The following is a 22,132-nucleotide window of genomic DNA, read 5'->3' on the forward strand; positions in this document are numbered from 1 at the left end:
AAACATATAATAGGATTTGTCAAGATAATCATGATCGATTGGGAGGATTATCCATGAAAGATGATATGGCAGGGAAAACTGCTCTCGTAACCGGGGCCGGTAAAAAAACCGGTATCGGCTTTGGTATTGCCAAAAGCCTGGCCGGCCGGGGAGCCCACATTGTCATCGCTGACCTGGGGGCTCTGACCCCGGGGGATCCTGAAAAGGGGGCTGGTGCGCGGCGGGAAATGGAAGATATTTGCGCATTTCTGCGTGAAACATATTCAGTAAGGGCTCTTGCCGTCGATGTGGATGTAACCGACAACGGGAAAATAGCTGCCATGATCGCGTCGATAAAGAAAGATTTTCAGCACATCGATATTCTCTGCAATAACGCGGGAGCTTCCTTTGGAGTTCCGGCCGCCTTTCATACCTATGATGAGGAGCTGTGGCTCAAAACCATCGACGTAAACCTTCACGGCGCTTTCCGGATAACCAGGGCAGTGCTGCCCCTTATGACGGGAAGTCCGGGCAGTATCGTCAATACATCGTCGAGGGCAGCCAAAGTGGCGCCTCTCCTGAACGGCGCCTATGCCGTGGCAAAGGCCGGCATCAATATGCTCACCAGGGTCATGGCCAGGGAACTGGCTGGCATGAACATACGGGTCAATGCCGTATGTCCCGGGCAAATCGACACGGACCTGGAGAAATGGCGGTTCGGCCTTGAGGCGAAACTGCTGAATTCAACCGTGGAGGCACGGGAGAAGGAAATGATTAAGACCATACCCCAGGGACGATTGGGCACCATAGAAGAAGTGGGCAGTGTCGTCGCCTTTCTGGCTTCAAATGATTCATCTTACATGACCGGGCAGACCATCAATGTCTGCGGCGGGCAGCTCATGGAATTGTAAAAACCGGAGGAATATCATGAACGAAATTACGGGAGGACAGCTTGCGGCTGAGGCCCTTGTGGCAAGAAAAGTGGAGAAGATATTCACGCTCAGCGGCGGCCACATAACACCCATTTATCAGCACCTGGAAAATACAAGCGTGGAACTATTCGATACGCGCCACGAACAGGCCGCCGTTTTTATGGCTGAGGCCACGGCCCGCATGACACGGAAGGCGGCCACGGTCATGGTAACGGCGGGCCCGGGATTCACCAACGCACTGACGGGGATAGCCAGCGCCAGTCTCTCCAACGCTCCGATTGTTCTCATCGCCGGGTGTGTCGGCCTGGAAACCAGGGAAAAACTGGACCTCCAGGATATGCGCCAGGCCCCGGTGATCGAGCCCATGGTGAAGAAGGCCCTTGTCTGTCATAAAACCGAACGCATTCCCGAATATATCGACATGGCCTATCGCATTGCCGAAAGCGGAAGGCCCGGGCCCGTGTACCTGGAACTTCCCGTTGATGTGCTCAACGCCAAAATCGATGCGGAAAAGGCCGTAAGGCCCATGACGGTCATGGAATCACGACCCGTGGACCTGGCAGGGGCAAAAAAGATTATCGATCTTCTGGCCAAATCAGAGAGGCCCATGATAATTGGCGGCAGCGGTGTCTGGTATTCCCGCAGTGAAACGGTTCTGAAAGATTTTATTGAAAAGACCGGCGCGCCTCTCTATACCTTTGCCATGGGCCGCGGTGTAGTTCCCGATACGCATAAACTTTGTTTTGAATCATCCCTGGCCATACGACCGGGATCGGCAATGCATGCCAGCCTGAACGCGGACCTGGTAATAATTCTCGGGACCCGCCTGAGTCTTTTTAACATATTCGGAGGAATTTATAACCGGAATGCGCGTATGGTGCAGGTTGATATTCTGCCCGAGGAGATCGGCAGGAACCGGTCCATCGACGTGCCCATTGTCAGCGATATCAGGTCGCTCCTCGAGGAGTGCCTGCGTCTCGCGGGGAAAAAGAAAACTTCCATGGCGGAAAGATTCAAGCCCTGGGTGAAGGAACTGACCGCGAAGGATGCTGAAGGTAAAAAGCTTGCCATGCTGAACTGGAAGAGCGATACTGTTCCCATTCATCCCCTTCGGCTGGCCTGGGAAATCAATTCATTCATGAACGGCCAGGACGATATCGTCATTGCCGACGGCGGTGACACGGCCACATGGTGCGGCATGACCAGGACCATGCGTAAAGGGGGACATTATCTCGATTACGGACTGTACGGCAGCCTGGCCGTGGGACTTCCCTATGCCAATGCTGCAAAACTCCTGTATCCGGAGAAGAGAGTTCTCCTCATGTCGGGAGACGGGGCTATCGGGTTCAACTTCATGGAATTCGAGACGTCTGTCAGAAAGGGACTTCCTGTTGTGGCGGTGATAAGCAATGACCAGGGCTGGGGAATGATCAGACACAGCCAGGAGATCCGCATGGGACATGCGATTCCCAACGGAACCTTCATCGGCAAGGTCAATTATCACGGCATGGTGGAGGCCCTGGGCGGCCTGGGCCTCTACGTGGAAAAACCGGCGGATATCAGGCCGGCCCTGGAAAAAGCCTTCGCATCGGGGAAGACGGCATGTATCAATGTCATGACCGACACCACCACGGTCAGTCCCGGCAGTATCGCCCTGGCGAACCTGGGAGGCTATAAGGCCTGAAAATAAAAAGGGGTTTCCCCCGGCGAATCAATAGTTGACTTTGATAGATTGGCAGTCGTTATTACGGGACCCCGGCGAATATACCGTTTGATGGGCATCGATCAACAGTCGCCACCCCTATAAGGGGTTAAAACCGTCTCCCCTGGAATGGCAGATATACAGCCCCTTCCAGGGGCGGCGACAAAGAATCCATGCCGCACATTACCTGTGTACGCCGGGGTGCGGCAGGGGAACATAACTGACTTTTATATAGATATTTATTGGAAATATTGAATGAAAGCAAAAATTACAGGAAAAACAGCGGTGATAACGGGAGGCGCCAGCGGTATCGGCGCAGCCATCGGACGGAAGTTCGGCAAAGAGGGAGCACGCATCGTCATTATTGATATGGACGGAGATAATGCCGGGACGATGAAGCGTGAGCTTGAAGACGCGGGAATTCCGGCTATGGCCATATCCTGCGACGTCACCGATGAGAAGGCCTGCCAGGAGGCGATGCGGAAAATTATTCATGAGACAGGCGGCATCGATATCCTCGTTAATAATGCCGGGATTACGCAGCGAAGCTCTTTCAGGGATACGGAGATATCGGTATACCGGAAGGTCATGGAGGTGAACTTTTTCGGCTCACTCAACTGTACCAAGGCGGCCATTGAAAGCATCATTGAGCGAAAGGGGACTATCGTGGTGACCTCGAGCATAGCGGGACTGGGTCCTCTCCTGGGAAGAACGGGCTATAGCGCCAGCAAGCACGCCCTCCACGGTCTCTTTGAGAGCCTCCGCACCGAAGTATCCCACCTGGGTGTGAATATCCTCATGCTCTGTCCCGGCTTCACCCGGACGAACCTTCAGTCGCGGGCCCTGGATGCCGACGGCAGCATTACGCGGCATGCCCAGTCAACGATGGGGAAGCAGGACAGCCCGGAACATGTGGCGGAGAAGCTGTACCGTGCCGTAATGAAAAGAAAGCCTATTGTGGTGCTTACCCTGTCTGGGAAGGCGGGATATCTGTTGAACCGGCTTTTCCCTTCACTGTATGAAAAAATCATCATTAAAAATTTTAAAAAAGAGCTTGAGCGCTGAGACCGGAATCGGATAAGCATGAAGTATGGGATCGAAGGAACGCCGGGAGCGTGAAAAGGAAGATCGGCGACGGCAAATATTGAACGCCGCACGGCATCTGCTCTTTGACAAAGGCCTGAATGGTACAACTGTCAATAAAATCGCGAAGATGGCTGAACTGAGTGTCGGACTCATTTACTTCTATTTCAAGAGCAAAGAAGAGATATATGCAGCGCTCCAGGAAGAGGGACTGGAAATATTGTATATCCTGATCCAGGACAGGGCTTCCACGGAAGATACATGCGCTGTGAGGCTAAAAAACATCTCCGAAGCCTATTATGAATTCAGCGAAAAGTATAAAGATTACTTCGATATACTGAATTATTTTCTCACCTCGCCGGAAAGGCTTTTTCCTCAGAACCTGAAGCGTCAGATCGACGCACATGGTAACAAAATTCTGTCAATTCTTGACGATGTCATAATTTCTGGCTGCGAAAAGGGGGAAATAACCGTGGAGAGTCCGCGACATGTTTCCATCATGTTCTGGAGTATTATTCATGGATATCTCCAGTTCAGAAAGCTGCGTGAAACCATCCTTCATTCTGTTGATTACAGGACCCTCTACAGGGAAAATGTCAATCGCTTCATTAAAAGCATTACATAATTCAGATTTTTATTCGCCTCCTGACTCTCGAAGGGGGGACGTGGAGAGGAAATTAATTGTAATAAAGTTAATCCTGTAAAACAAAGCATCTTTAAAAATTGAAGCGGGAAATGTGCGGTTGTTGGCGCTGCACGCTGCATCTTGCGGCAAAATACTGTTGACACACAAGAAATTTTGTCTTACACTGATTTCTGTAAAGAGAGTCCTTGTCAGTTATAATGGGTTTTTGTGGGTAAAATCATTTTAAAAATTCCGCGTCATGAAAAAACCGTTTCCGTTGAGGAAAAAGCCAGTCAACCTGATATCGCGCAGTGCGGTATGGAAACATATGAGGGAACTCCGCAGGATTGCCGCCTCATTGATTCAACGCCGCCCTCAGGATATCCCTTCGCACACTCTGCCGACCAGATCGTTCCCGAAGAAATTACTGCCGGTTTGAATACCGGTATCATTGGCGGAAAACTTGTATACTTACGCGAAGTTACCTCCACACAGGACATGGCTGAAAAACTGGCCCGCGAAGGAGCAATAGAGGGAACCACGGTAATTGCTGAAAAACAGCTGGCGGGCAGAGGTAGAAGGGGACGAAACTGGATATCACCCTCAGGAGGCGGCATATATATATCTTTAGTTTTGAGGCCTGATATAAATCCGATTAATATTGCCCAGGTGCCCATGGCAGCCGGTGTGGCCCTGACAAAAACAATTGAACAGGTCACGGGCATACAGTCAAAAATTAAATGGCCTAATGATATTATGATTGGAACCCGCAAGGTTGCGGGAATCCTGACAGAGATGAATTGCGAAGCAGACAGAGTTAACTACATTATTCTTGGAATCGGCATAAACGTAAATACCGGCATGCAAAACCTGCCTGAATTAATAAGGAACACCGCCACATCTCTCAGGGAACAGTCGGGCAGTGAGGTTTCCCGTATGGAATTCATACGATGTCTGCTGTCACAATTTGAAGATATTTACAAAGAATTCATTGTTAATGGATTTTCCCCGATCTTAACTCAATGGAAACAACTGAACAACACTATCGGCTCTAAAGTAAGGGTATTTGATGACACCTGGGAGATCAGCGGAACAGCAGTGGATATTGATGAAGATGGGTCCCTTTTGGTTGAAACCGATAGCGGAGTAATTAAAAAAATAATCAGTGGAGATGTTTCACTGCGTAACCGGTAAATTTCATCGGCAAGGGTATTGTATCCGCTTCAAAACCGTTTATCATTTCTGATAGTTCCCTGCATAACGATGCTCTGACCTTTCACCGTATCTTATAAAAATGTATGAGAGCAGGAAAAAAGTACTCAGACCCCCCTATTAAATGAAAATACTTCTTTACAAAATCTAATTGGTCGGATAAAAATCCGTACAGTCGGAATGATATGCAAAAAGGTTAAATTGTACATGTATAGTGTTCAAGCAGTAAACATGTGCTTTGACCTTGGGGATATCCGAAAGACTCATCGGATTGTAAGTCCGGTGGAAGATGGCTGATATGAAAACGAAGGGGAGACCGTCATGGCGATTTTCAGTGTCAAAGAGAAAAATACTATTATTACAGGGGCCTCATCGGGCATAGGCCGGGAGCTGGCTTTATGCTTTGCTGAAGCGGGCGCCCGTCTCTACCTGGGATCTCATCCTTCAGAAGTTGAATCTCTTGCCGGGCTGGCTGATCGTATAGCGAAAGAATACGGCTCTACCCCCGGGATTTTTTCCGTTGACCTGACATCGGAAAACGGCCCAGAGCAATTCTTTTCATCTGTTAAGAAAAGCGGGGCAGGGATCGATATCCTCGTAAACAATGCGGGTATAATGGCTTACGGGGCCTTTGAAAATCTCACACTGACTAAACAGGAAATGATTTTAAAGCTGAATGTCCTTGCATATATGAAGCTTATGCACCTGGCCCTGCCTGATATAATTGCGGCAAAAGGGCGTATTCTGAATGTTGTTTCAGTATCAGCCTTCCAGCCTGCGGTTTATCAGGCGGTCTACGGCGCGTCCAAAGCCTTTGTTCAGAGCCTGAGCGAGGCGGTATCTGAAGAGCTGAGAGGCACCGGGGTAAAGGTTTGTACGCTGAATCCACCCTATACAGAAACACCGCTGCTCCACGGCAGCGGGTTTCCTGACAAACTGCGGTGGTTCAAAATAGCCGGAATGGCCCGACCTGATGAGGTGGCCCGAAAAGGCTTTAAAGCCTTTGTCAAAGGCAAAGGGGTCTACATACCCGGATTGAAGCACCACCTTCTTCACAGAATGCTGAACAGCATTCTTCCCCGCAGTCTGGTGAACCGTTTATCCAGGCTGGCATGCGGAAAGATTAACTGATATTAGAGGATGACTCTTGTTTAGTGGATTCAATTAATTTTATGCGGTAAAATTATTTCTTGACATAATCCGGCCAGTCGGATAATAATCCGGACAGTCGGATACTTGTACAAAAAGGATATATTAAGCATGAATAGTAGCTCAGCAATAAACTTAAACCTGGAACTTGAGGACCTCAGAAAGGCCCAGATTCTGCAGGCAGCCCTTATAAAAATTTCTGAAATGGGAAGCGCCAATGTCACCCTCGATGATATAGCAAAACAGGCTGGAATGTCAAAGGGAGGGGTTGCCTATTATTATAAATCCAAGGATATCCTTTGCAAAGAGGCCTTCAAAGAATTTTTCGTCCGCATATTCAGGCGCAGCAAAGAGACCTTGAGTGCGTGCTCTGACCCCCTGGGTAAACTTTTATCCTTCGGGTGGCTCTACAACTGGGACGACCCCGAGGTGAACCTGGGATATCCAATGCTTATGGACGCCATGGCCATGGCCGCACGAGATGCTGAATACCGGAAGATGTTTCACGAATGGGTTCAGGTCTGGGTTTCGATTCTCGGTGAAGCGTTGTCTGAAGGGATAAGTAAAGGAATATTTCCTGAAATGGATACTGACAATACGGCCCGTACAATTTCATCAATATATCATGGAATAGCTGTAAGATGGTACCTTGACCCCGAATCTCATACCAGTGAATGGGCTGTGGCTGCTTTTACGCACTCAATCACCTCTCTTTTGAAAAAAGGCTGAGAAATTCGGGGATACCTGTTATATATTCCGGCTTCAGCATATAGTCATGTCTGCAGTTCAGTAAAACGAACGTTCAATATTACAAATTTTAAGGGGGAGGAGAGTTTTATGATGAAAGAAAAAACAGTAAGTTCCGCCGGTAGTAATGGTCCGCTGCAAATTGTCGATGAAACACTGCGCGATGGCACACAGAGTCTGTGGGGAATGATGATGAGCTATCACATGATAGAGCCGGTTCTCGGCGATATCGCTGAAGCCGGTTTTTACTCCATCAATGGGCCTTGGCATGGCGCGCAGCCACTGATCAGCGCACGCTTTTTTAAAGAAGATCCCAGGATTATGTATTCCATGTTCAGGGAAAAGCTCAAGAATTCGGATTCAAACATCAGATTAACCACTATGGGGCAGATGGTGACTGTCACGACTCCGCCTGAGAATAGAACAGTGGTAAAGACCTGTTATAATCAGATAAAAAGATGGCTGCCCAACATTAACGAGGCTGCGTGCATCTGCTGTACCCGGGATGAGATTAAAAATGAATTCCCCTTTATCTTCCCCATGTTTCGGGAAATCGGGATAGAAACCATACCATATTTTGCCATCGGTCACGGACCCCGGCATAGCGACGAGTTTTATGCCGCTCAGGTAAAGGAAGTCGTTGATAAATACAAGCCGAAAAGCCTGTGCATCAAGGATGTGGACGGGCTGCTGACATCGGAGCGTCTCAGAACCCTCATTCCCGCCATGCAGAAGAATGCCAATGGCATACCTCTCGAGTTGCATGCCCACGGCATGAACGGCCTGCATACCTATAACGCGACAGTAGCCATGGAGCTGGGTGTCAGAATAATTTCCACCTGTGTTCCTCCGCTGGCATACAGCTCTTCGCACCCTAACGTTTTCGATATCATCCGCAATGCCGAGGAACTCGGTATAAAACACGGCATCGATGTGGATAAGCTGAATGCTGCATCGGAGCGTCTGACGGCAATCGGTAAGGCTTTTGGCCATCCCGTTAATAATTACCCTCTGCCCTTCGATCTGACATACTATAAACATCAGATCCCCGGGGGCGTCATTTCCAATACGAGGACGCAGCTGGAACAACTGGGCATCCCGGAAAAGCTGCAGGATGTGCTGGAGGAAATCCCGCGTATTTTGAAAGAGATGGGGGACCCTGTCATGATTACTCCGTTCTCGCAGTACATTGTGACTCAGGCTGTTCTCAATGTGCAACTGGGACGCTGGGAGCAATGCATCGACGCCATGGTCGAGCATGCTGCCGGCCTTTTCGGTGTAGAAGATTCCTGTATTGCCGATATGGATCAAAATCTCAAAGACAGGCTTTTGAGTCTTCCCCAGGCCCAAAAGATAAAAGAGAAGGCTGCCAATATCGTCGGTTATGTAAATTCGGAACCTTCCGTTGAAGACATAAAGACAAAATTGGGCCTTTCACCCCATGTTTCAGACGAAGATTACACCCTGCATTTGATTTTGCTGGGTGAAGCGATGAAAGACGTCGTCCCGGGTGGGCCTGATGTGTATAAAAAGTATTTATAGAGAAAATTTGCATAAGAAATCCGGAGGTAAAATTATATGAGTACAGTCAATGCAGATGGCCTTGTGCCTATTGAAGCATCGGTAAACAGTGTTTTTTATCGTCGACCCAGTCCTGGAGAACCTCCTTATGTGGAGGAAGGTGATCAGGTCAATGAAGATACCGTGGTATGTTTAATGGAAATAATGAAATGTTTTCGGTCCGTTAATGCCGGTGTCAAGGGAAAGGTAGAGAAGATTCTTGCAGAGAGCGGAAAGCTGGTGAAAAAGGGTGACGTATTGATGCTTATCAAGCCGGAGTGATAATCCTGTCAATCCGGGAGCGGATATCCAGGCTGGTGGCTGTGAGCAATGGCCGCCAGCCTGATTAAAACGGACATGCGGCAAAACATCAGGGGATGATAAAATATTTTTTAATTTCGAGGGGAAGGGATTTATGAAAAAAAGGAAAGTGCTCGTTGCCAACAGAGGGGAAATTGCCGTACGCGTTATCAGGGCCTGCAGGGATCTTGATATCGAGACCGTATTGGTCGTTTCGGAAGCCGACAGTGAAAGCATGGGCGCCACACTTGCCGATGAAGTCGTCTGTATCGGCCCTCCCCAGGTCACACTGAGCTATCTCAATATACAAAACATTATCAATGCGGCATTAGAGACCGGCGCCGACGCCATTCATCCCGGCTATGGTTTTCTTGCTGAAAATCCGGCGCTGCCGGAAGCATGTGAAAAGAACGGGATTATTTTTATCGGTCCCCGTTCGGAAACCATGAGACAATTGGGTGATAAAATACGCGCCAGAAGCCTGGCAAGGAAAAGCAATGTGCCCATGACCGAAGGCAGCAGCGCCCTGAGCGGTCTGGATGTCGTAGAAGCGGAAGTACGGAAAATAGGGTTCCCCGTAATTCTAAAGGCCGCTGCCGGCGGTGGCGGACGGGGTATGCGTATCGTCAAGGAAGAAAAGGACCTGAAAACTGCCTTTCATATGGCATCCAATGAAGCGCTTCAGTCCTTCGGCGATGCGACTCTCTTCGTAGAGCGTTATGTGCAGAATGCCCGGCATGTGGAAGTACAGGTAATCGGAGATGCTTTCGGTAAAGTCATCCATGTGGGATTACGCGACTGTACCACTCAGCGGCGATACCAGAAAGTGATAGAAGAAGCTTCCCCCCATAATCTTTCCGATGATTTACGGAATAGAATCCTGGATGCGGCCGTGGCTCTTGCCTCCAGTATCGGTTACAACAGTGCAGGCACGGTTGAGTTCCTTGTCGATAAAGACCGGAATGAGTTTTATTTTATGGAAGTGAACACCCGTATCCAGGTTGAACACCCTGTTACCGAGGAAATTACCGGCATAGATCTGATCAAGGAACAGATTAACGTTGCCTTCGGAGCCGCTCTTTCGCTGGATCAGGATGATGTTGAATTCAAGGGCCATGCCATAGAATGTCGTATAACGGCCGAAGATGCTCAAGATGATTTTATGCCGTCGCCTGGTGATATAACCTGTTTTGACATGCCCGGCGGGAATTCTGTTCGCATAGACACACACTGTTATGAAGGATATACCATCAGCCCCTACTATGATTCATTGCTGGCCAAGCTGATTGCAACGGGCAATACCCGCGCGGAAGCTTTGGCGAATATGAAAAAGGCCCTGGCGGAATTCAAAATAGAAGGTATTCAAACGAATATTCCCTTTCTGCAATTTGTGATCGAGCAGCCTGAATTTATTGCGGGAGATATAGATATCAAGTGGGTGGAGAATGCTGTTATGCCCGCGTTTCTCGAATCGATGCGGCAGGAGAGTCTGGCTAAATAAAACACTGTTGAGAGAAGATGAAAACGGTCGTGATACGACAATGGGTGGAAAAATGGCGAAGCTCCTTTATCGCACTATTGAAAAAATCGAAGAGAAAGAAAATATCGGTCCCTTTGGAGAATGGCGCAGGGAATTCTGCGGACAATACCGTGAAGTTCTTATCCGGGCTCGTGATAAGATTTACAACGATCTCGAAAACAGGCTGGCCTCAAAAGGCGAGGAGATAACCTGCCGAAAGGGGTGCACCTATTGTTGTTTTCACTATGTGGCCGTGCCTCTGGCCCACGGCATAGTGATTGTTGATTATTTATATCAGAGAAAAAAAGTACTGAGAAAATTTATCGGGAATTACCAGCAGTGGTTTCATGAAGGCCATGCTGTCGCAAAGGCCATCGATGAAACCCGGATACATGCCTTCTCGTCATCCATGCCGATCGATGATATTATAGCCGTAACCAGGCCTTTTTCCATGAGGTATCTTGAGATGAACATTCCCTGTCCCTTTCTCGAACAGGATGCCTGTCTCATTTATGCCGTCCGGCCGCTGCCCTGTTCGGGCCATCATTCTGTCAGTCCTCCCGAGTGGTGTTCATTCGACAGAGATGAAGAACCCGTAATCCATCATCTCATTGCCGATGACGAAGACCTGCTGAGTTTCCTGGATCTGGCCGGTCCCCGGCTTATGGTCTATGAGCTTACTCTTCCAGTAATGATTTACCGGCTCCTGACCGAAGGCAGCGCATCGCTGATTCAATCGACTCTTTAAACTGACTGCGGGTATTATTATTTTATAAGGAGTCTGAATATGATTTACCTTGCCATCATAGTCATATATTTTACCATAATGATTGCCATAGGTATCAGCAGCAGGAGATCCACCGGCAGTACTGAAGGTTTTTTTGTAGCCGGACGCAGAGGAAGCACGCTCTTCATCACAGGCTCACTGGTCGCTACTATTATCGGCGGGTCTGCAGTGATCGGTATGAGCGGGCTGGGTTTCAGCCGCGGCATTACCGGAGCCTGGTGGATGCTGGCAGGCAGTATCGGTCTGCTTGTGCTGGGTTTATTTTTTGCTGAAAAAGTAAGGGCTTATGCTCTATATACCCTGCCTCAACTTGTAGAAAAGCAATATGGCACTTCAGTATCGGTGGTTATTTCCGTACTGATAATAATAGCCTGGCTCGGTGTTATAGCGGGACAGATTGTAGCGGCAGGACAGGTGCTAAGTGTTACCGGTATCGGTGATACTACATTGTGGATGATTATTTTCACTTTAATATTCGTAACGTATACTCTGATCGGCGGCCAGCAGGCGGATATCAGGACCGATATACTTCAGGCAGTAGTGATCTTTTTCGGCATATTCAGCTGCCTTGTAATTGTGCTGGCTCAGATCGGAGGCTGGGGGGGGCTCGTGAGTGTTTTGCCCGCGGACAAACTGAGTTTCCCGGTGAGTTCCGGTTTCACCATGCCTGACCTTGTTTCATATTTGTTTGTCATAGGGCTGGTCTATGCAGCCGGGCCCGATATATATTCGAGGCTGTTCTGCGCAAAAGATGTCAAAGCAGCAAGGAACGCAGCTCTCTGGTCGGCATTCATAATCATACCCTTTGCACTGTCCATAACCGTTATAGGCATGAGTGCTTCGATACTTGTCCCCGATATCAGGCCTGATCAGGTATTTCCGACTTTACTCAGAGAACACTTGCCGGCGCCCATAGGCGGGCTGATACTTGCTGCGTTAATCAGTGCTACCATGTCTTCTGCCGATAGCTGCATAATGAGTGCAGGTACCATATTCACAGTAAATATTGTAAAGCATATATCACCGAAGGTATCTGAAAAACAAATGCTTGTGATTGCCAAATCAGGAATAGTGGTGCTGGGTATACTTTCATTATTGCTTGCACTGCTGCTGAAGGGAGTAATCAGTGCGCTTTTATTTGCCTACACGGTTTATTCGGGCGGGGTCATAATCCCTGTTCTTTTCGGATTTTACAAAGACAGGTTTAAATTAACTTCCGCGGGAGCATTAGCATCAATTGTCGGCGGCGGGACGACTGCCATGGTTAGCAAGCTCGCCGGCATAAAATATATGGAACTCGGGGCGCTTTTCATAAGCGTTATCCTCCTTTTTGCGATCAGCAGCATCCATCACAAAATAGGCGATGCAAAAAATAAAAACAGCGGCACAAACATTTATTGATGCGGAGGTCCTCATGCCATCAGTTCGGCAAAAGAAAAGTTCAATGTTACAGCGTTTTTTTCTGCTCACCGTGGTGTTGTGTCTCATCAGTGCGTTTCCTTATAATGCCATTGCCGTGAATTATTTTGACGGCTCCCGGGCCAAAGAGGGTTTTTATTTCCTTACCTATACTTATGCCTGTTACGCCGACGAGACTACGGATAAAAACGGAAAAGTCGCCAACAAAGACTTCGGCCTCTTCAGCGCTCAGGAGATCCTGCGCCTCTGTTACTATACGCCTGATTTTGTGGCAACCGTAGTAGTGCCTTTTGGTTACACTAAAATCAGTTCACTTGATCAGGATTCTTTCGGCCTGGGCGATTTGAGCATCGGGGCCGGTTATTTTTTGCCGGTGAAGCAGGTTGATATCCTGCCGATGCTTTTTGTGAAATTTCCCACGGGGAGATACGATAAAGAGAAAACCGCAAATATCGGTTCTAATCAGTATGACATCGCGCCCATGATTTTTATGCACAAAACAATGGGCAGCTTCAGCATCGATGCAGCGGTGAAATATTATTTTCGGCTGGAAAATAATGATACCGATGTTGCGCCGGGAGATGAGTTGCGTCTGGAAGGACTTATTGGTTACAATATCACGGAAAAGTTTAAATCAGGTCCTGCGGTAAACTGGATGAAAAGCAGGGACAGAAAACAGGACGGATCACGGATAAGCGGCAGTGCCAGGGAAAAGCTTTCCCTGGGAGCTGATTGTTATTACCGCTTTCCGTGGTTGAGCGTGACACTTACCTATCTTTACGATATCCACACGGAAAATTCTCCCAAAGGGCATTTTGTCCAGCTCAAAACCGTTTATCGTTTCTGATTGTTTACAATCAGATAACCAGTTTTCAGGGACCTGTTGGAAAAATAAAGAAGGGAGGTTAGCATGAGACGAGTGTTCATAACAGGGGTTTCGGGGTATATAGGGATGAAGCTGGCGGAGGAGCTGGTGCGCCGTGACAAGGTGGATGAGATAGTCGGCATCGATGTCAACAGGCCTCCCAGGGACATCCCGAAACTCATATTTTATGAAAGGGACGTCCGGCATCCCGTAGATGACATCCTCGGGAAACACGGTATCGATACGATCATTCATGCCGCCTTTATTCTCAGTCCAACCCATGACAAAAGAAACATGGAGGATATAAATATAAACGGCACTCGGAATATCCTGGCATCGGCAGCAGCTGCTGGAGTCCATCACATCCTTTACACGAGTTCCGCTACGGCTTATGGGTTTTATGGGGATAACCCCGTGCCTCTTACTGAGGAGGATGGGCTTCGGGGAAATGACAGCATAACCTACAGTAAAACAAAAAGAATTATCGAGGAGATATTCAGGGATTTTTTGGCACGGAATCCCCATATTACGGCCACTATTCTGCGCCCATCTTTCGTGGTGGGACCCGGTTTTGATAATCCCCTGGCCCGTCATCTCAGGAAAAAGCTGGTGTTCCTTCCGCGGAAAACCACGCCGCTGCAGTTTGTCCACGAGGATGATCTAATGGAAATTATCATCATGATGCTGGAAAAAGGAAAAGGCGGCATCTTCAATGTCGGCGCCCGGGGTGCCATGAGCGTATACGACATGGCCCGGCGGCTCGGTAATATACCCGTGCCATTACCGGCGCCTCTGCTGTATCCCTTTAATGCCCTGGCCTGGGCGCTGCGTCTGTCCATGCTTACCGAATTTCCCAGCTCCATGCTTCTGCTCATACGGCATCCTTGGATAGTCTCCAGTGAGAAACTTGAAAAAGCTACGGGATACACCTTTCAATACGATACGATCCGGGCCTTTGACATCTATGCGGCCCATATTTGTCAACGTGTTATGCGTTGAGTATGCTTTCGCGAAGGGATTTGTTCAGTTTCTGAAAGACCAGCTCGTAGGAGTGGTCGATCATTTTCAGAATTTCATCGTCAGGAATTGTACCGTCGGCCAGTACCGTGTTCCAGTGCTTCTTGTTCATGTGATATCCGGGCTGTACCTGGGGATATTGGTCGCGGAGCAGCAGTGAGATGTATGGATCGCATTTGAGGTTGATGTGCAGTTCGGTTGAATCTATGTTCGTGAGTGCGAACATTTTGCCGCCCACCTTGAAAACAAGGGTTGTAAAGTCAAAGGGGAAATCCTCAACTACTCCTTTTTTTAACGCGCAATATTTTCGTATGCTTTCAATGTCGAGCATGTTGATAGATCACTGCTTATCGATCCACTCTTCAATTTCAGGATCAAGATAAACTTCCTCAAGGAGGGAACGGGCCCAGTCGGACTTCGGGGATATTTGCCGTAGAATCCGTACAGATATGACCTGCAGGGCCGGGATTTCGCTCCATACCGCAGTGTTCAGACATCTCCAGTGATCTGCCATACCCGGGGGATTTTCCATTCCCTTCTCGCAGGTTGTGCAGATGAATATACACCTGTCCATGTCCGGAGTATCTGCCACGGGAGAAACTTCGTATATGTGGAGAGGGACTCCCGATGACGAACATAATTCACACCGGGAACCCGACCTTCGGGCCAGGTTCCTGCCGAAGGATGCCAGTATATCCATCCTCTCTCTGTGTCTGTCCAGTCCTTTTGCCATTTATATACTCTATTTAGACTGACGTTGTCAGCTGTAGCTTTTTCTTGTCGGGCCGACGTATAGCTGCCTCGGTCTGCCTATCTTGAACGGCTTTGTATCATGCATCTCTTTCCATTGCGCGATCCAGCCCGGCATTCGGCCGATGGCGAACATCACCGTAAACATATCGACGGGGATGCCCAGTTCACGGTAAATGATACCACTGTAGAAATCCACGTTGGGATAGAGCTTCCTCTCGATAAAATAATCGTCCTTCAGAACGGCATCCTCCAGTTCCAGCGCAATATTCAAAAGAGGGTCGGTGATGTTTCTTTTCTCAAGGAATTCCCTGCCCACCCGTTTCAGGATGATGGCCCTGGGATCAAAGTTTTTATATACCCGGTGTCCGAATCCGTGAAGACGGAAATTCGATTCCTTTTTCTTGGACTTTTCGATTATATCCCCGACCTTCAGGCCCTGTTTGTGAATGCCTTCGAGCATTTCAATCACTTCCTGGTTGGCTCCGCCGTGAAGCGGTCCCCACAGGGCGCAGATGCCGGCACATACGGAAGAATAGAGGTTCACCTTGCTGCTTCCCACGAGACGTACTGTCGAGGTGCTGCAATTCTGTTCATGATCGGCATGAAGAATCAGAAGCATGTTCAGTATTTTTTCTGCCTCGTCGTCGAATTCGTAGGGCTTTACCGGGCTGGAAAACATCATGTTGAGAAAATTCATGCAGTATTTGAGATCGGGGCGGGGATACACATAGGGTTCCCCGATGGATTTTTTATAAGAGAATGCGGCAATAGTCCTTATTTTGGATATAAGCCGGGCAACTATAAGATTGAAGGCGCTTACATCCCCTTCTTCGAAATCCTCATCAAAGGAGTGGGGATAGAAAATAGCCAGGGCATTTACCATGGTGCTCAGAATGGCCATGGGATGAGCATTGGGCGGCATGCCGACGAAATATTGGATCATGTCTTCATGGAGCATGGAGTTTTCCGTGAGGAGAGTCGAAAAGGTTCTGCGCTCTTCCACGGAGGGTAATTTCCCGTAAATGATCAGGTAGGCCGTTTCTATAAAGGAAGATTTTTCCGCCAGCTCCGCCACATCAATGCCCCGGTATCGGAGTATTCCCTTGTCACCATCAATAAATGTGATAGCGCTGGCACAGGAACCGGTATTCTGAAATCCATTGTCCAGGGTGATATGCCCTGTTCTTGAGTAAAGATCATTAATGTCAATGGCCTTTTCCCCTTCGGTGCCCTCCATGACTGGGAATTCATATTCATTGTTTTCCAGTATTAGTTTTGCCTTTGCCATACGTTCCTCTGAGGATTCACTTTCTTTTAATATCTTCATATGTCAAAAGTATGTACGGGATATAATTGTCAAATCGATTTTAATGTTTATCAGTCGGCAAAATGAAGTGTTTTTGATTTTTGTAGGATTTTATTTATTCGAAAACAGTATTTTCAGTGGAAAACCGGCAGTGTCAATTATAAGATGGCTTAATAAAGTTAATCCTTCCCGACAAATCGGGGCTATGGGTGTGACCGGCAATATGGCAGATAATAATTTCAGAAAGAAAATGATACTACTGTCTCTCCTCTATCTTTCCCAGGGACTCCCTTTTGGATTCCAGGCCACGGCTTTGCCCCTGTACCTGAGGACCCAGGGTATATCCCTGGCGGCCATAGGTTTCGCCGGCGCACTGGCTGCACCCTGGCTCCTGAAACCGTTCTGGGCTCCCCTGGTGGACCGGTACTGGAACAGGGACTTTGGTAAAAGAAAATCGTGGATAGTACCACTCCAGGTTCTTCTTTTCCTCAGTATATTGTCGGCGTCCATGATTTCTGCAGGATCAGATCTTTTCCCGCTTATGACGGCGGTTTTTATGATGAATGTTTTTGCTGCCACGCAGGATATCGCCGTTGATGGACTTGCCGTTGATATACTCTCCACCCATGAACTGGGCACGGGAAATGCCGCCCAGGTCGTGGGGTATAAGACCGGCATGCTTTTAAGCGGCGGCCTGTTGGTCTGGTTCAGTTCATATACGGGTTGGCAGGGATTCTTTATTGCCATGGCCGCTATTTCCATTGTACCCCTGCCGTTTATATTATTATACCGTGAAGGAAAAACCAGGGAGAAACATTCCGGCGACAGGGAAGTAAAATCATTCAGGGAAATAGTAACCATTGCGCTCGAAGCCTTCCGGCTTCCCGGCGCCCACTGGTTTCTCCTGTTTGTTTCAACATACAAGATCGGCGAATATATGATCGATGCCATGTTCAAACCATTTCTTATAGACAGCGGATTTTCAGCCTCCGATATCGGTCTCTGGGTAGGGACATGGGGAATGATTGCGTCCCTGGCCGGCTCCCTGGCGGGAGGATATATGGCCTCGAAGATAAGCATATTGCGCGCCCTGTTTATAGCCGTTTTCCTGAGAATAATTCCGCTAGCCATGGAGTTTGGCCTCACTATCGTGATACCGTCCTCGTCAACGGTTATTGCCACAACCGTGGCTGAGCATTTCTTCGGGGGAATGCTTACCACGGCCATGTTCGCCTTCATGATGTCCCGTGTCGATAAACGAATCGGAGCCACGCACTATACCATCATTGCCGCAATCGAGGTTCTGGGAAAAAGTCCCGGAACATGGGCCTCGGGATTGCTGGCGGAACGCATAGGTTATACGGGACTTTTTGCCGCTGGTGTGATTTTATCTTCAATTATACTTTTCATATTTCCCATGCTGAAGAGAGGAGAGAATAAGGCATGATTCTCATAGTATTTCAATGATGACCATAGTCAAGTCGTCATGAAAGGGGGCATTGCGATTTGACCAGACTTCAAGCTCTCCTATAATGAGCTTCAATATGTCCTCGATCGAGGTTGTTTGGTTTCTGAGGATAAAATCTTCAAGGCGGTTAATACCGAAATCATCGCCCTGGCGATTCCTGACTTCGATTATACAATCAGTATACAGAAATACCCTGTCTCCAGGGCTTACGGGAATTGTCATTTCTTCATAATCGATCCCCTTTTCGTATCCCATGAGCATTCCCCTGGGCTGATACCGCATGACCCTGTTTTCCCTGCGGCTGTGAATCAGCACAGGTTCATGCCCCGCCCGTACGAAGGTAACACTACGGGCGCTGTCGTCCAGGTAAGCATAACAGGCTGTTATAAATTGATTTTCAATATTTCCCGTCAGTTCATCATTCATCGTTTTCAGGAAAATGGCCGGGGAGCCTGCATCGGATCGTCCCGTTGAGAAGAGTATGTTCACCATGGATGCTATCAGCGCCGATGCGATGCCGTGGCCGGTTACATCAGCTACAAATATCCCCAGACCGCCGCCCCTGAATACATGAAAATTATAGAAATCTCCTGCCAGAATTTCAGCGGGGACACAGACTGCAGCGGTTTTGTAACGAGAAGAGGAGGGATTGAGTTTCGGAAGCAGAGCCTGCTGGATCATTCCGGCAAATTCCAGGTTTTCATTCATGAGGGAAAGGGTGTTTGATAACTCCAGGGTGCGTGATTCAATCTTTTTTTCCATCTCCCGGAACAGGGATTCCGACGATTCCAGAGCCTGGCTGAAGCGGTCCGAAAGTACATAGGACTGGCAAATAACAAGTACTATAAGCCCCAGAGAGGTGGCATTTATTACATGAACGACAAATATGAGCTGATTGACATACATGAATTCATAGGCGAAGCTTATGGTGAAAAATATCATGCCCGTACCTAATATTACAGAGTAGGGAATTTTTCTGATCATGGCCAGGAGCATGAAGGGGATAACATATAACAGGACAATTACGGGAGCGAACTGAAAATAAAACAGCATAGGAATAAAAATATCCGGTGATGTTGTTATGATGATGAGAAAGTAGAGCAGGGAGATTGCAGAAATCGCCCTGATAACCTTTTGATTGATGGAGTCCTTAAAGACTTCTCCAAGATAAAACGCGCAAAAAATAATGGCAAGAGGAAATGTGGCATATTCGATGGTCAGGTAGAGTATCCATGGCAGGGAAGGGAATGCCTGTACCAATAAATGCTCTCCTACAACAAGAGTGCGTGTGGCGATGGTAAAACAAAAGAGGGAAAGATACAGTGCGGCGCTTTCGCTTTTTCTTCGCCAGTAGAGCATTATATGATTCACGCCGATTAAGAATAGTCCGCCCATGAGGAATATTTCATAAAGTTGATGAAAGAGAGCATATCTCCTGATCTTTTGCGGTGTGCTGATAAGTATGGGATCCCACATTCCACCTTTAACATGATGATAATTTGAAATATGGAGGACAAGGTTAATCCTGTTCCGCTGGGAAAAAAAAGGGACTTCCATGGGTCTGTATGCCGGGATGCTGTTGATTTTATTTATTCCCGGTTTGCCGTTTGAAGCGTATTCTTTGCCATCGATAAATAGCCGGTAGGCAGTGGCCATTTCGGGAATTTTCAGGGCATAATACCGGTTTGTTTCCGGCAGGTCAATAATCAGGCAATAAGAGGCATGGTTGTGCCCTCCAAATTTTTTGTTATTATAGATGTAATTATTCCATATATTCGGACAAATGATAAAGTGATGATAAAGCCCGGGGGCGATGAAAGAAGGATCAATAAATTGTTCGGGATAAAAAGCCCATTCTCCTTCAAGAACTACAATCTCATCTTTTTCCGGAGACCAGGAGCTCAGATCGATTGTTCCTTTGGCCGCAGAATAATGCATCCCTGAAGAAGTCATACCGGTTTCCGGTATCAGCGGCAAAAGGAACATTGCTATGCATAAATATTTCAGCGATTGTTTTAACATGTGTTTTATTTTGATGCTTGACTGGACATATCAAATGTAGTAAGTATATCACAATTATCAAAGACACAACAATTATTTTATTCGGCAACCTGTTAATATTAGAATTATATAAAGATAACTTTTTGGGAAAAGGCTATAAAAATAATTTGACCCCTGAATGTACCGGTGCTCATTGATCTGCGTAAAGAAGTGAAATATGCGTAAGTAATAATATGAGGTTAAAAAAATTGAACCGGAAACACTATACCGAAGCTGAAGCCAGGCAATTTAATGGAGAAAATGTAAAGGGAGTAACGGGAAGAATCGTTATCGGCAAAGCCCATGGCGCAGAGAATTTCTGTATGCGCGTATTCGAGCTCGAGCCTGAAGGATATACCCCCCGGCATAGTCATGAATGGGAACATGAAATATTTATTCATCGGGGGTCCGGCCAGGTTTACAGCAATGGGGACTGGAATCCTATCGTAGAGGGAACAGTTATATTTATTCCGGGGAATGAAGAGCATCAGATAAGGAATTCTTCGAAGGAAAAACTGGTTTTCATATGCCTTATCCCTTCAGGTTTTCCCGAGCTGTAAATACCTGGAAAATATTATCGAAGCTTTCTAAAAATGATTGCTGAATGAATAATCTTATTATACGATATTCTATATATATGAATATAAAACTTGAGGTTGCCTAATAACACCGGTGAGTTTAATTCTGAAGTAGTGCCGGCACGGGCATAGGGGCCCGGTTGAAGGGATATATGAATTTTGTACAAATCAACAAGCAGACTGTATAAATATTAATACATAAAAAAAGGAGTAAACAATTAAATGTATGTTAAACGACATCAGAAATAACAAGGTACTCAAGGCATTTCTGGCAATTATTGTTGCAGTAGTCGTTATTCTTTTCCTGGTGAAGGTTTATCTCGGTCCTGATTATGGCAAGGTTAAATTTGTAATATCAGCCGAGGAAATTTCCAATCCAGATGACATCCCTGAAACCGATCCCGTTACCATCAAGGATGACAACAGGCTGTACTTTTCCGTAACAAGGAATAAAACAAAAATTAAAGCTGAAAATATTACCCTGGCAATTGAAGTCTCGGAAGGTGACTCGTTTAGGTCGTATAAGAAAATCAGCTATGAAGTGGAAAAAAAATTCAAAAAACTGAACGGATACATACCGGAAGTTTATTTTAAAAATGAAGGAAAATACAGAATAATTCTGCAGATGGATGGCAATCAGGTTGTAAGCCGCGAATTTACCGTTGATTGACATATTATTGCGATGCTTTTACTTATTAAGCCTTGAATGGAGATGAGTCAGCTTGAATATTACAGTATTGATTCTCATCGGTATGACAGCCGGCATTGTGAGCGGGCTGATAGGCATCGGCGGGGGGATAATTATTACCCCCGCACTCATTCTTTTATTGGGCCTTTCGCAGCATGAAGCACAGGGAACAACACTGGCCCTGCTGGTACCCCCCATTGGCCTTCTGGCTGCCTGGGAGTATTATAAAAGCGGCTATGTCGATATTAAAGTCGCCTTGTTTATCTGCATTGGTTTTATAATCGGCGGATTTATCGGTTCAAAAATTGCAGTCGGTATAGATGAATCTCTTATGCGGAAAATCTTCAGCCTGGTTCTGATTTTTATCGGCATTGTTCTTTTTCTTAAAAAATGATAAAGGATA

The 22,132-nt window shown here is 47.3% G+C and carries 22 protein-coding genes; 18 read left to right on the top strand and 4 right to left on the bottom strand.

All coding sequences use genetic code 11. The features are described 5' to 3' along the window. The first annotated feature begins 53 nt into the window (after positions 1–53). The 14 genes from CVV44_22800 to CVV44_22865 all read left to right on the top strand — a co-directional run bounded on the left by CVV44_22800 (position 54) and on the right by CVV44_22865 (position 14,878). Positions 54–890 (top strand): NAD(P)-dependent oxidoreductase, encoded by an 837-nt coding sequence (locus CVV44_22800; GenBank protein ID PKL35208.1) that lies wholly within the window; start codon positions 54–56, stop codon positions 888–890. After that, entirely contained in the window at positions 859–2,595 is a 1,737-nt protein-coding gene (locus CVV44_22805) for an acetolactate synthase (protein PKL35209.1), read from the top strand. The genes CVV44_22800 and CVV44_22805 overlap by 32 nt, the downstream gene beginning before the upstream one ends. A 273-nt stretch (positions 2,596–2,868) precedes the next feature. Continuing rightward, entirely contained in the window at positions 2,869–3,678 is an 810-nt protein-coding gene (locus CVV44_22810) for a short chain dehydrogenase (protein PKL35210.1), read from the top strand. A 25-nt stretch (positions 3,679–3,703) separates the two neighbouring features. Further along, complete coding sequence (locus CVV44_22815; protein PKL35211.1) at positions 3,704–4,321, top strand: hypothetical protein; 618 nt, start codon at positions 3,704–3,706, stop codon at positions 4,319–4,321. Between the two features lie 228 nt (positions 4,322–4,549). Further along, positions 4,550–5,515, top strand: a complete 966-nt coding sequence (locus CVV44_22820; protein PKL35212.1) for a biotin--[acetyl-CoA-carboxylase] ligase — start codon at positions 4,550–4,552, stop codon at positions 5,513–5,515. Between the two features lie 339 nt (positions 5,516–5,854). Beyond that, positions 5,855–6,664 carry a short-chain dehydrogenase gene (locus CVV44_22825; GenBank protein PKL35213.1) on the top strand — a complete coding sequence of 270 codons (810 nt, stop codon included), beginning with the start codon at positions 5,855–5,857 and terminating at the stop codon, positions 6,662–6,664. A 129-nt stretch (positions 6,665–6,793) separates the two neighbouring features. After that, positions 6,794–7,411, top strand: coding sequence for a hypothetical protein (locus tag CVV44_22830; protein PKL35214.1), 618 nt, complete (start codon positions 6,794–6,796; stop codon positions 7,409–7,411). 108 nt (positions 7,412–7,519) lie between these two features. Further along, entirely contained in the window at positions 7,520–8,971 is a 1,452-nt protein-coding gene (locus tag CVV44_22835; GenBank protein PKL35215.1) for a hypothetical protein, read from the top strand. A 36-nt stretch (positions 8,972–9,007) separates the two neighbouring features. Further along, on the top strand, positions 9,008–9,271 hold the full coding sequence (locus CVV44_22840; GenBank protein ID PKL35216.1) for an acetyl-CoA carboxylase biotin carboxyl carrier protein subunit: 264 nt from the start codon (positions 9,008–9,010) through the stop codon (positions 9,269–9,271). Between the two features lie 133 nt (positions 9,272–9,404). Then, on the top strand, positions 9,405–10,790 hold the full coding sequence (locus CVV44_22845; GenBank protein PKL35217.1) for an acetyl-CoA carboxylase biotin carboxylase subunit: 1,386 nt from the start codon (positions 9,405–9,407) through the stop codon (positions 10,788–10,790). Positions 10,791–10,797: 7 nt separating this feature from the next. After that, on the top strand, positions 10,798–11,556 hold the full coding sequence (locus tag CVV44_22850) for a hypothetical protein (GenBank protein ID PKL35218.1): 759 nt from the start codon (positions 10,798–10,800) through the stop codon (positions 11,554–11,556). 39 nt (positions 11,557–11,595) lie between these two features. Continuing rightward, positions 11,596–12,996 carry a sodium:solute symporter gene (locus CVV44_22855; GenBank protein ID PKL35219.1) on the top strand — a complete coding sequence of 467 codons (1,401 nt, stop codon included), beginning with the start codon at positions 11,596–11,598 and terminating at the stop codon, positions 12,994–12,996. Continuing rightward, a complete protein-coding gene (locus tag CVV44_22860) occupies positions 12,959–13,861 on the top strand; it encodes a hypothetical protein (GenBank protein ID PKL35220.1) in 903 nt (300 codons plus the stop codon). The genes CVV44_22855 and CVV44_22860 overlap by 38 nt, the downstream gene beginning before the upstream one ends. A gap of 63 nt (positions 13,862–13,924) precedes the next feature. Next, positions 13,925–14,878 (top strand): hypothetical protein, encoded by a 954-nt coding sequence (locus CVV44_22865; GenBank protein PKL35221.1) that lies wholly within the window; start codon positions 13,925–13,927, stop codon positions 14,876–14,878. On the opposite strand, the gene CVV44_22870 is transcribed toward CVV44_22865, so the two are convergent. From CVV44_22870 to gltA, 3 genes are read right to left on the bottom strand one after another with little or no spacing between them, the layout of a single operon-like run. Continuing rightward, positions 14,868–15,227: an MmcQ-like protein gene (locus CVV44_22870; protein ID PKL35222.1), complete on the bottom strand. Its 360-nt coding sequence runs from the start codon at positions 15,225–15,227 to the stop codon at positions 14,868–14,870. The genes CVV44_22865 and CVV44_22870 overlap by 11 nt on opposite strands. Before the next feature lie 9 nt (positions 15,228–15,236). Beyond that, on the bottom strand, positions 15,237–15,629 hold the full coding sequence (locus tag CVV44_22875; protein PKL35223.1) for a phnA protein: 393 nt from the start codon (positions 15,627–15,629) through the stop codon (positions 15,237–15,239). Positions 15,630–15,656: 27 nt separating this feature from the next. After that, entirely contained in the window at positions 15,657–16,937 is a 1,281-nt protein-coding gene (gene gltA, locus CVV44_22880; protein ID PKL35224.1) for a citrate (Si)-synthase, read from the bottom strand. A gap of 268 nt (positions 16,938–17,205) precedes the next feature. On the opposite strand from gltA, the gene CVV44_22885 reads away from it, so the two are divergent. Further along, positions 17,206–18,402, top strand: coding sequence for an MFS transporter (locus tag CVV44_22885; GenBank protein PKL35249.1), 1,197 nt, complete (start codon positions 17,206–17,208; stop codon positions 18,400–18,402). A 3-nt stretch (positions 18,403–18,405) separates the two neighbouring features. Here the strand turns inward: CVV44_22885 and CVV44_22890 are convergent, their stop codons facing one another. Continuing rightward, positions 18,406–20,445, bottom strand: a complete 2,040-nt coding sequence (locus CVV44_22890; GenBank protein PKL35225.1) for a hypothetical protein — start codon at positions 20,443–20,445, stop codon at positions 18,406–18,408. Between the two features lie 212 nt (positions 20,446–20,657). Here CVV44_22890 and CVV44_22895 point away from each other — a divergent pair, with 212 nt between their 5' ends. The 3 genes from CVV44_22895 to CVV44_22905 all read left to right on the top strand — a co-directional run bounded on the left by CVV44_22895 (position 20,658) and on the right by CVV44_22905 (position 22,123). Continuing rightward, positions 20,658–21,023: a cupin domain-containing protein gene (locus tag CVV44_22895; protein PKL35226.1), complete on the top strand. Its 366-nt coding sequence runs from the start codon at positions 20,658–20,660 to the stop codon at positions 21,021–21,023. 244 nt (positions 21,024–21,267) lie between these two features. After that, positions 21,268–21,711 carry a hypothetical protein gene (locus CVV44_22900; GenBank protein PKL35227.1) on the top strand — a complete coding sequence of 148 codons (444 nt, stop codon included), beginning with the start codon at positions 21,268–21,270 and terminating at the stop codon, positions 21,709–21,711. 52 nt (positions 21,712–21,763) lie between these two features. After that, a complete protein-coding gene (locus CVV44_22905; protein PKL35228.1) occupies positions 21,764–22,123 on the top strand; it encodes a permease in 360 nt (119 codons plus the stop codon). The last annotated feature ends 9 nt before the right edge of the window (positions 22,124–22,132 follow it).

It is taken from the genome of Spirochaetae bacterium HGW-Spirochaetae-1 (genome assembly GCA_002839375.1).
Lineage (GTDB): Bacteria > Spirochaetota > UBA4802 > UBA4802 > UBA5550 > PGXY01.

Coding starts and splice junctions, on each gene's coding strand:
- CVV44_22890 (PKL35225.1), bottom strand. CDS start 20,445: ATGTTAAAACAATCGCTGAAATATTTATGCATAGCAATGTTCCTTTTG.
- CVV44_22805 (PKL35209.1), top strand. CDS start 859: ATGTCTGCGGCGGGCAGCTCATGGAATTGTAAAAACCGGAGGAATATC.
- CVV44_22875 (PKL35223.1), bottom strand. CDS start 15,629: ATGGCAAAAGGACTGGACAGACACAGAGAGAGGATGGATATACTGGCA.
- CVV44_22865 (PKL35221.1), top strand. CDS start 13,925: ATGAGACGAGTGTTCATAACAGGGGTTTCGGGGTATATAGGGATGAAG.
- CVV44_22815 (PKL35211.1), top strand. CDS start 3,704: ATGGGATCGAAGGAACGCCGGGAGCGTGAAAAGGAAGATCGGCGACGG.
- CVV44_22855 (PKL35219.1), top strand. CDS start 11,596: ATGATTTACCTTGCCATCATAGTCATATATTTTACCATAATGATTGCC.
- CVV44_22840 (PKL35216.1), top strand. CDS start 9,008: ATGAGTACAGTCAATGCAGATGGCCTTGTGCCTATTGAAGCATCGGTA.
- CVV44_22870 (PKL35222.1), bottom strand. CDS start 15,227: ATGCTCGACATTGAAAGCATACGAAAATATTGCGCGTTAAAAAAAGGA.
- CVV44_22800 (PKL35208.1), top strand. CDS start 54: ATGAAAGATGATATGGCAGGGAAAACTGCTCTCGTAACCGGGGCCGGT.
- CVV44_22885 (PKL35249.1), top strand. CDS start 17,206: ATGATACTACTGTCTCTCCTCTATCTTTCCCAGGGACTCCCTTTTGGA.
- CVV44_22900 (PKL35227.1), top strand. CDS start 21,268: ATGTTAAACGACATCAGAAATAACAAGGTACTCAAGGCATTTCTGGCA.
- CVV44_22895 (PKL35226.1), top strand. CDS start 20,658: ATGAGGTTAAAAAAATTGAACCGGAAACACTATACCGAAGCTGAAGCC.
- CVV44_22860 (PKL35220.1), top strand. CDS start 12,959: ATGCAAAAAATAAAAACAGCGGCACAAACATTTATTGATGCGGAGGTC.
- CVV44_22825 (PKL35213.1), top strand. CDS start 5,855: ATGGCGATTTTCAGTGTCAAAGAGAAAAATACTATTATTACAGGGGCC.
- CVV44_22810 (PKL35210.1), top strand. CDS start 2,869: ATGAAAGCAAAAATTACAGGAAAAACAGCGGTGATAACGGGAGGCGCC.
- gltA (PKL35224.1), bottom strand. CDS start 16,937: ATGGCAAAGGCAAAACTAATACTGGAAAACAATGAATATGAATTCCCA.
- CVV44_22845 (PKL35217.1), top strand. CDS start 9,405: ATGAAAAAAAGGAAAGTGCTCGTTGCCAACAGAGGGGAAATTGCCGTA.
- CVV44_22835 (PKL35215.1), top strand. CDS start 7,520: ATGATGAAAGAAAAAACAGTAAGTTCCGCCGGTAGTAATGGTCCGCTG.
- CVV44_22830 (PKL35214.1), top strand. CDS start 6,794: ATGAATAGTAGCTCAGCAATAAACTTAAACCTGGAACTTGAGGACCTC.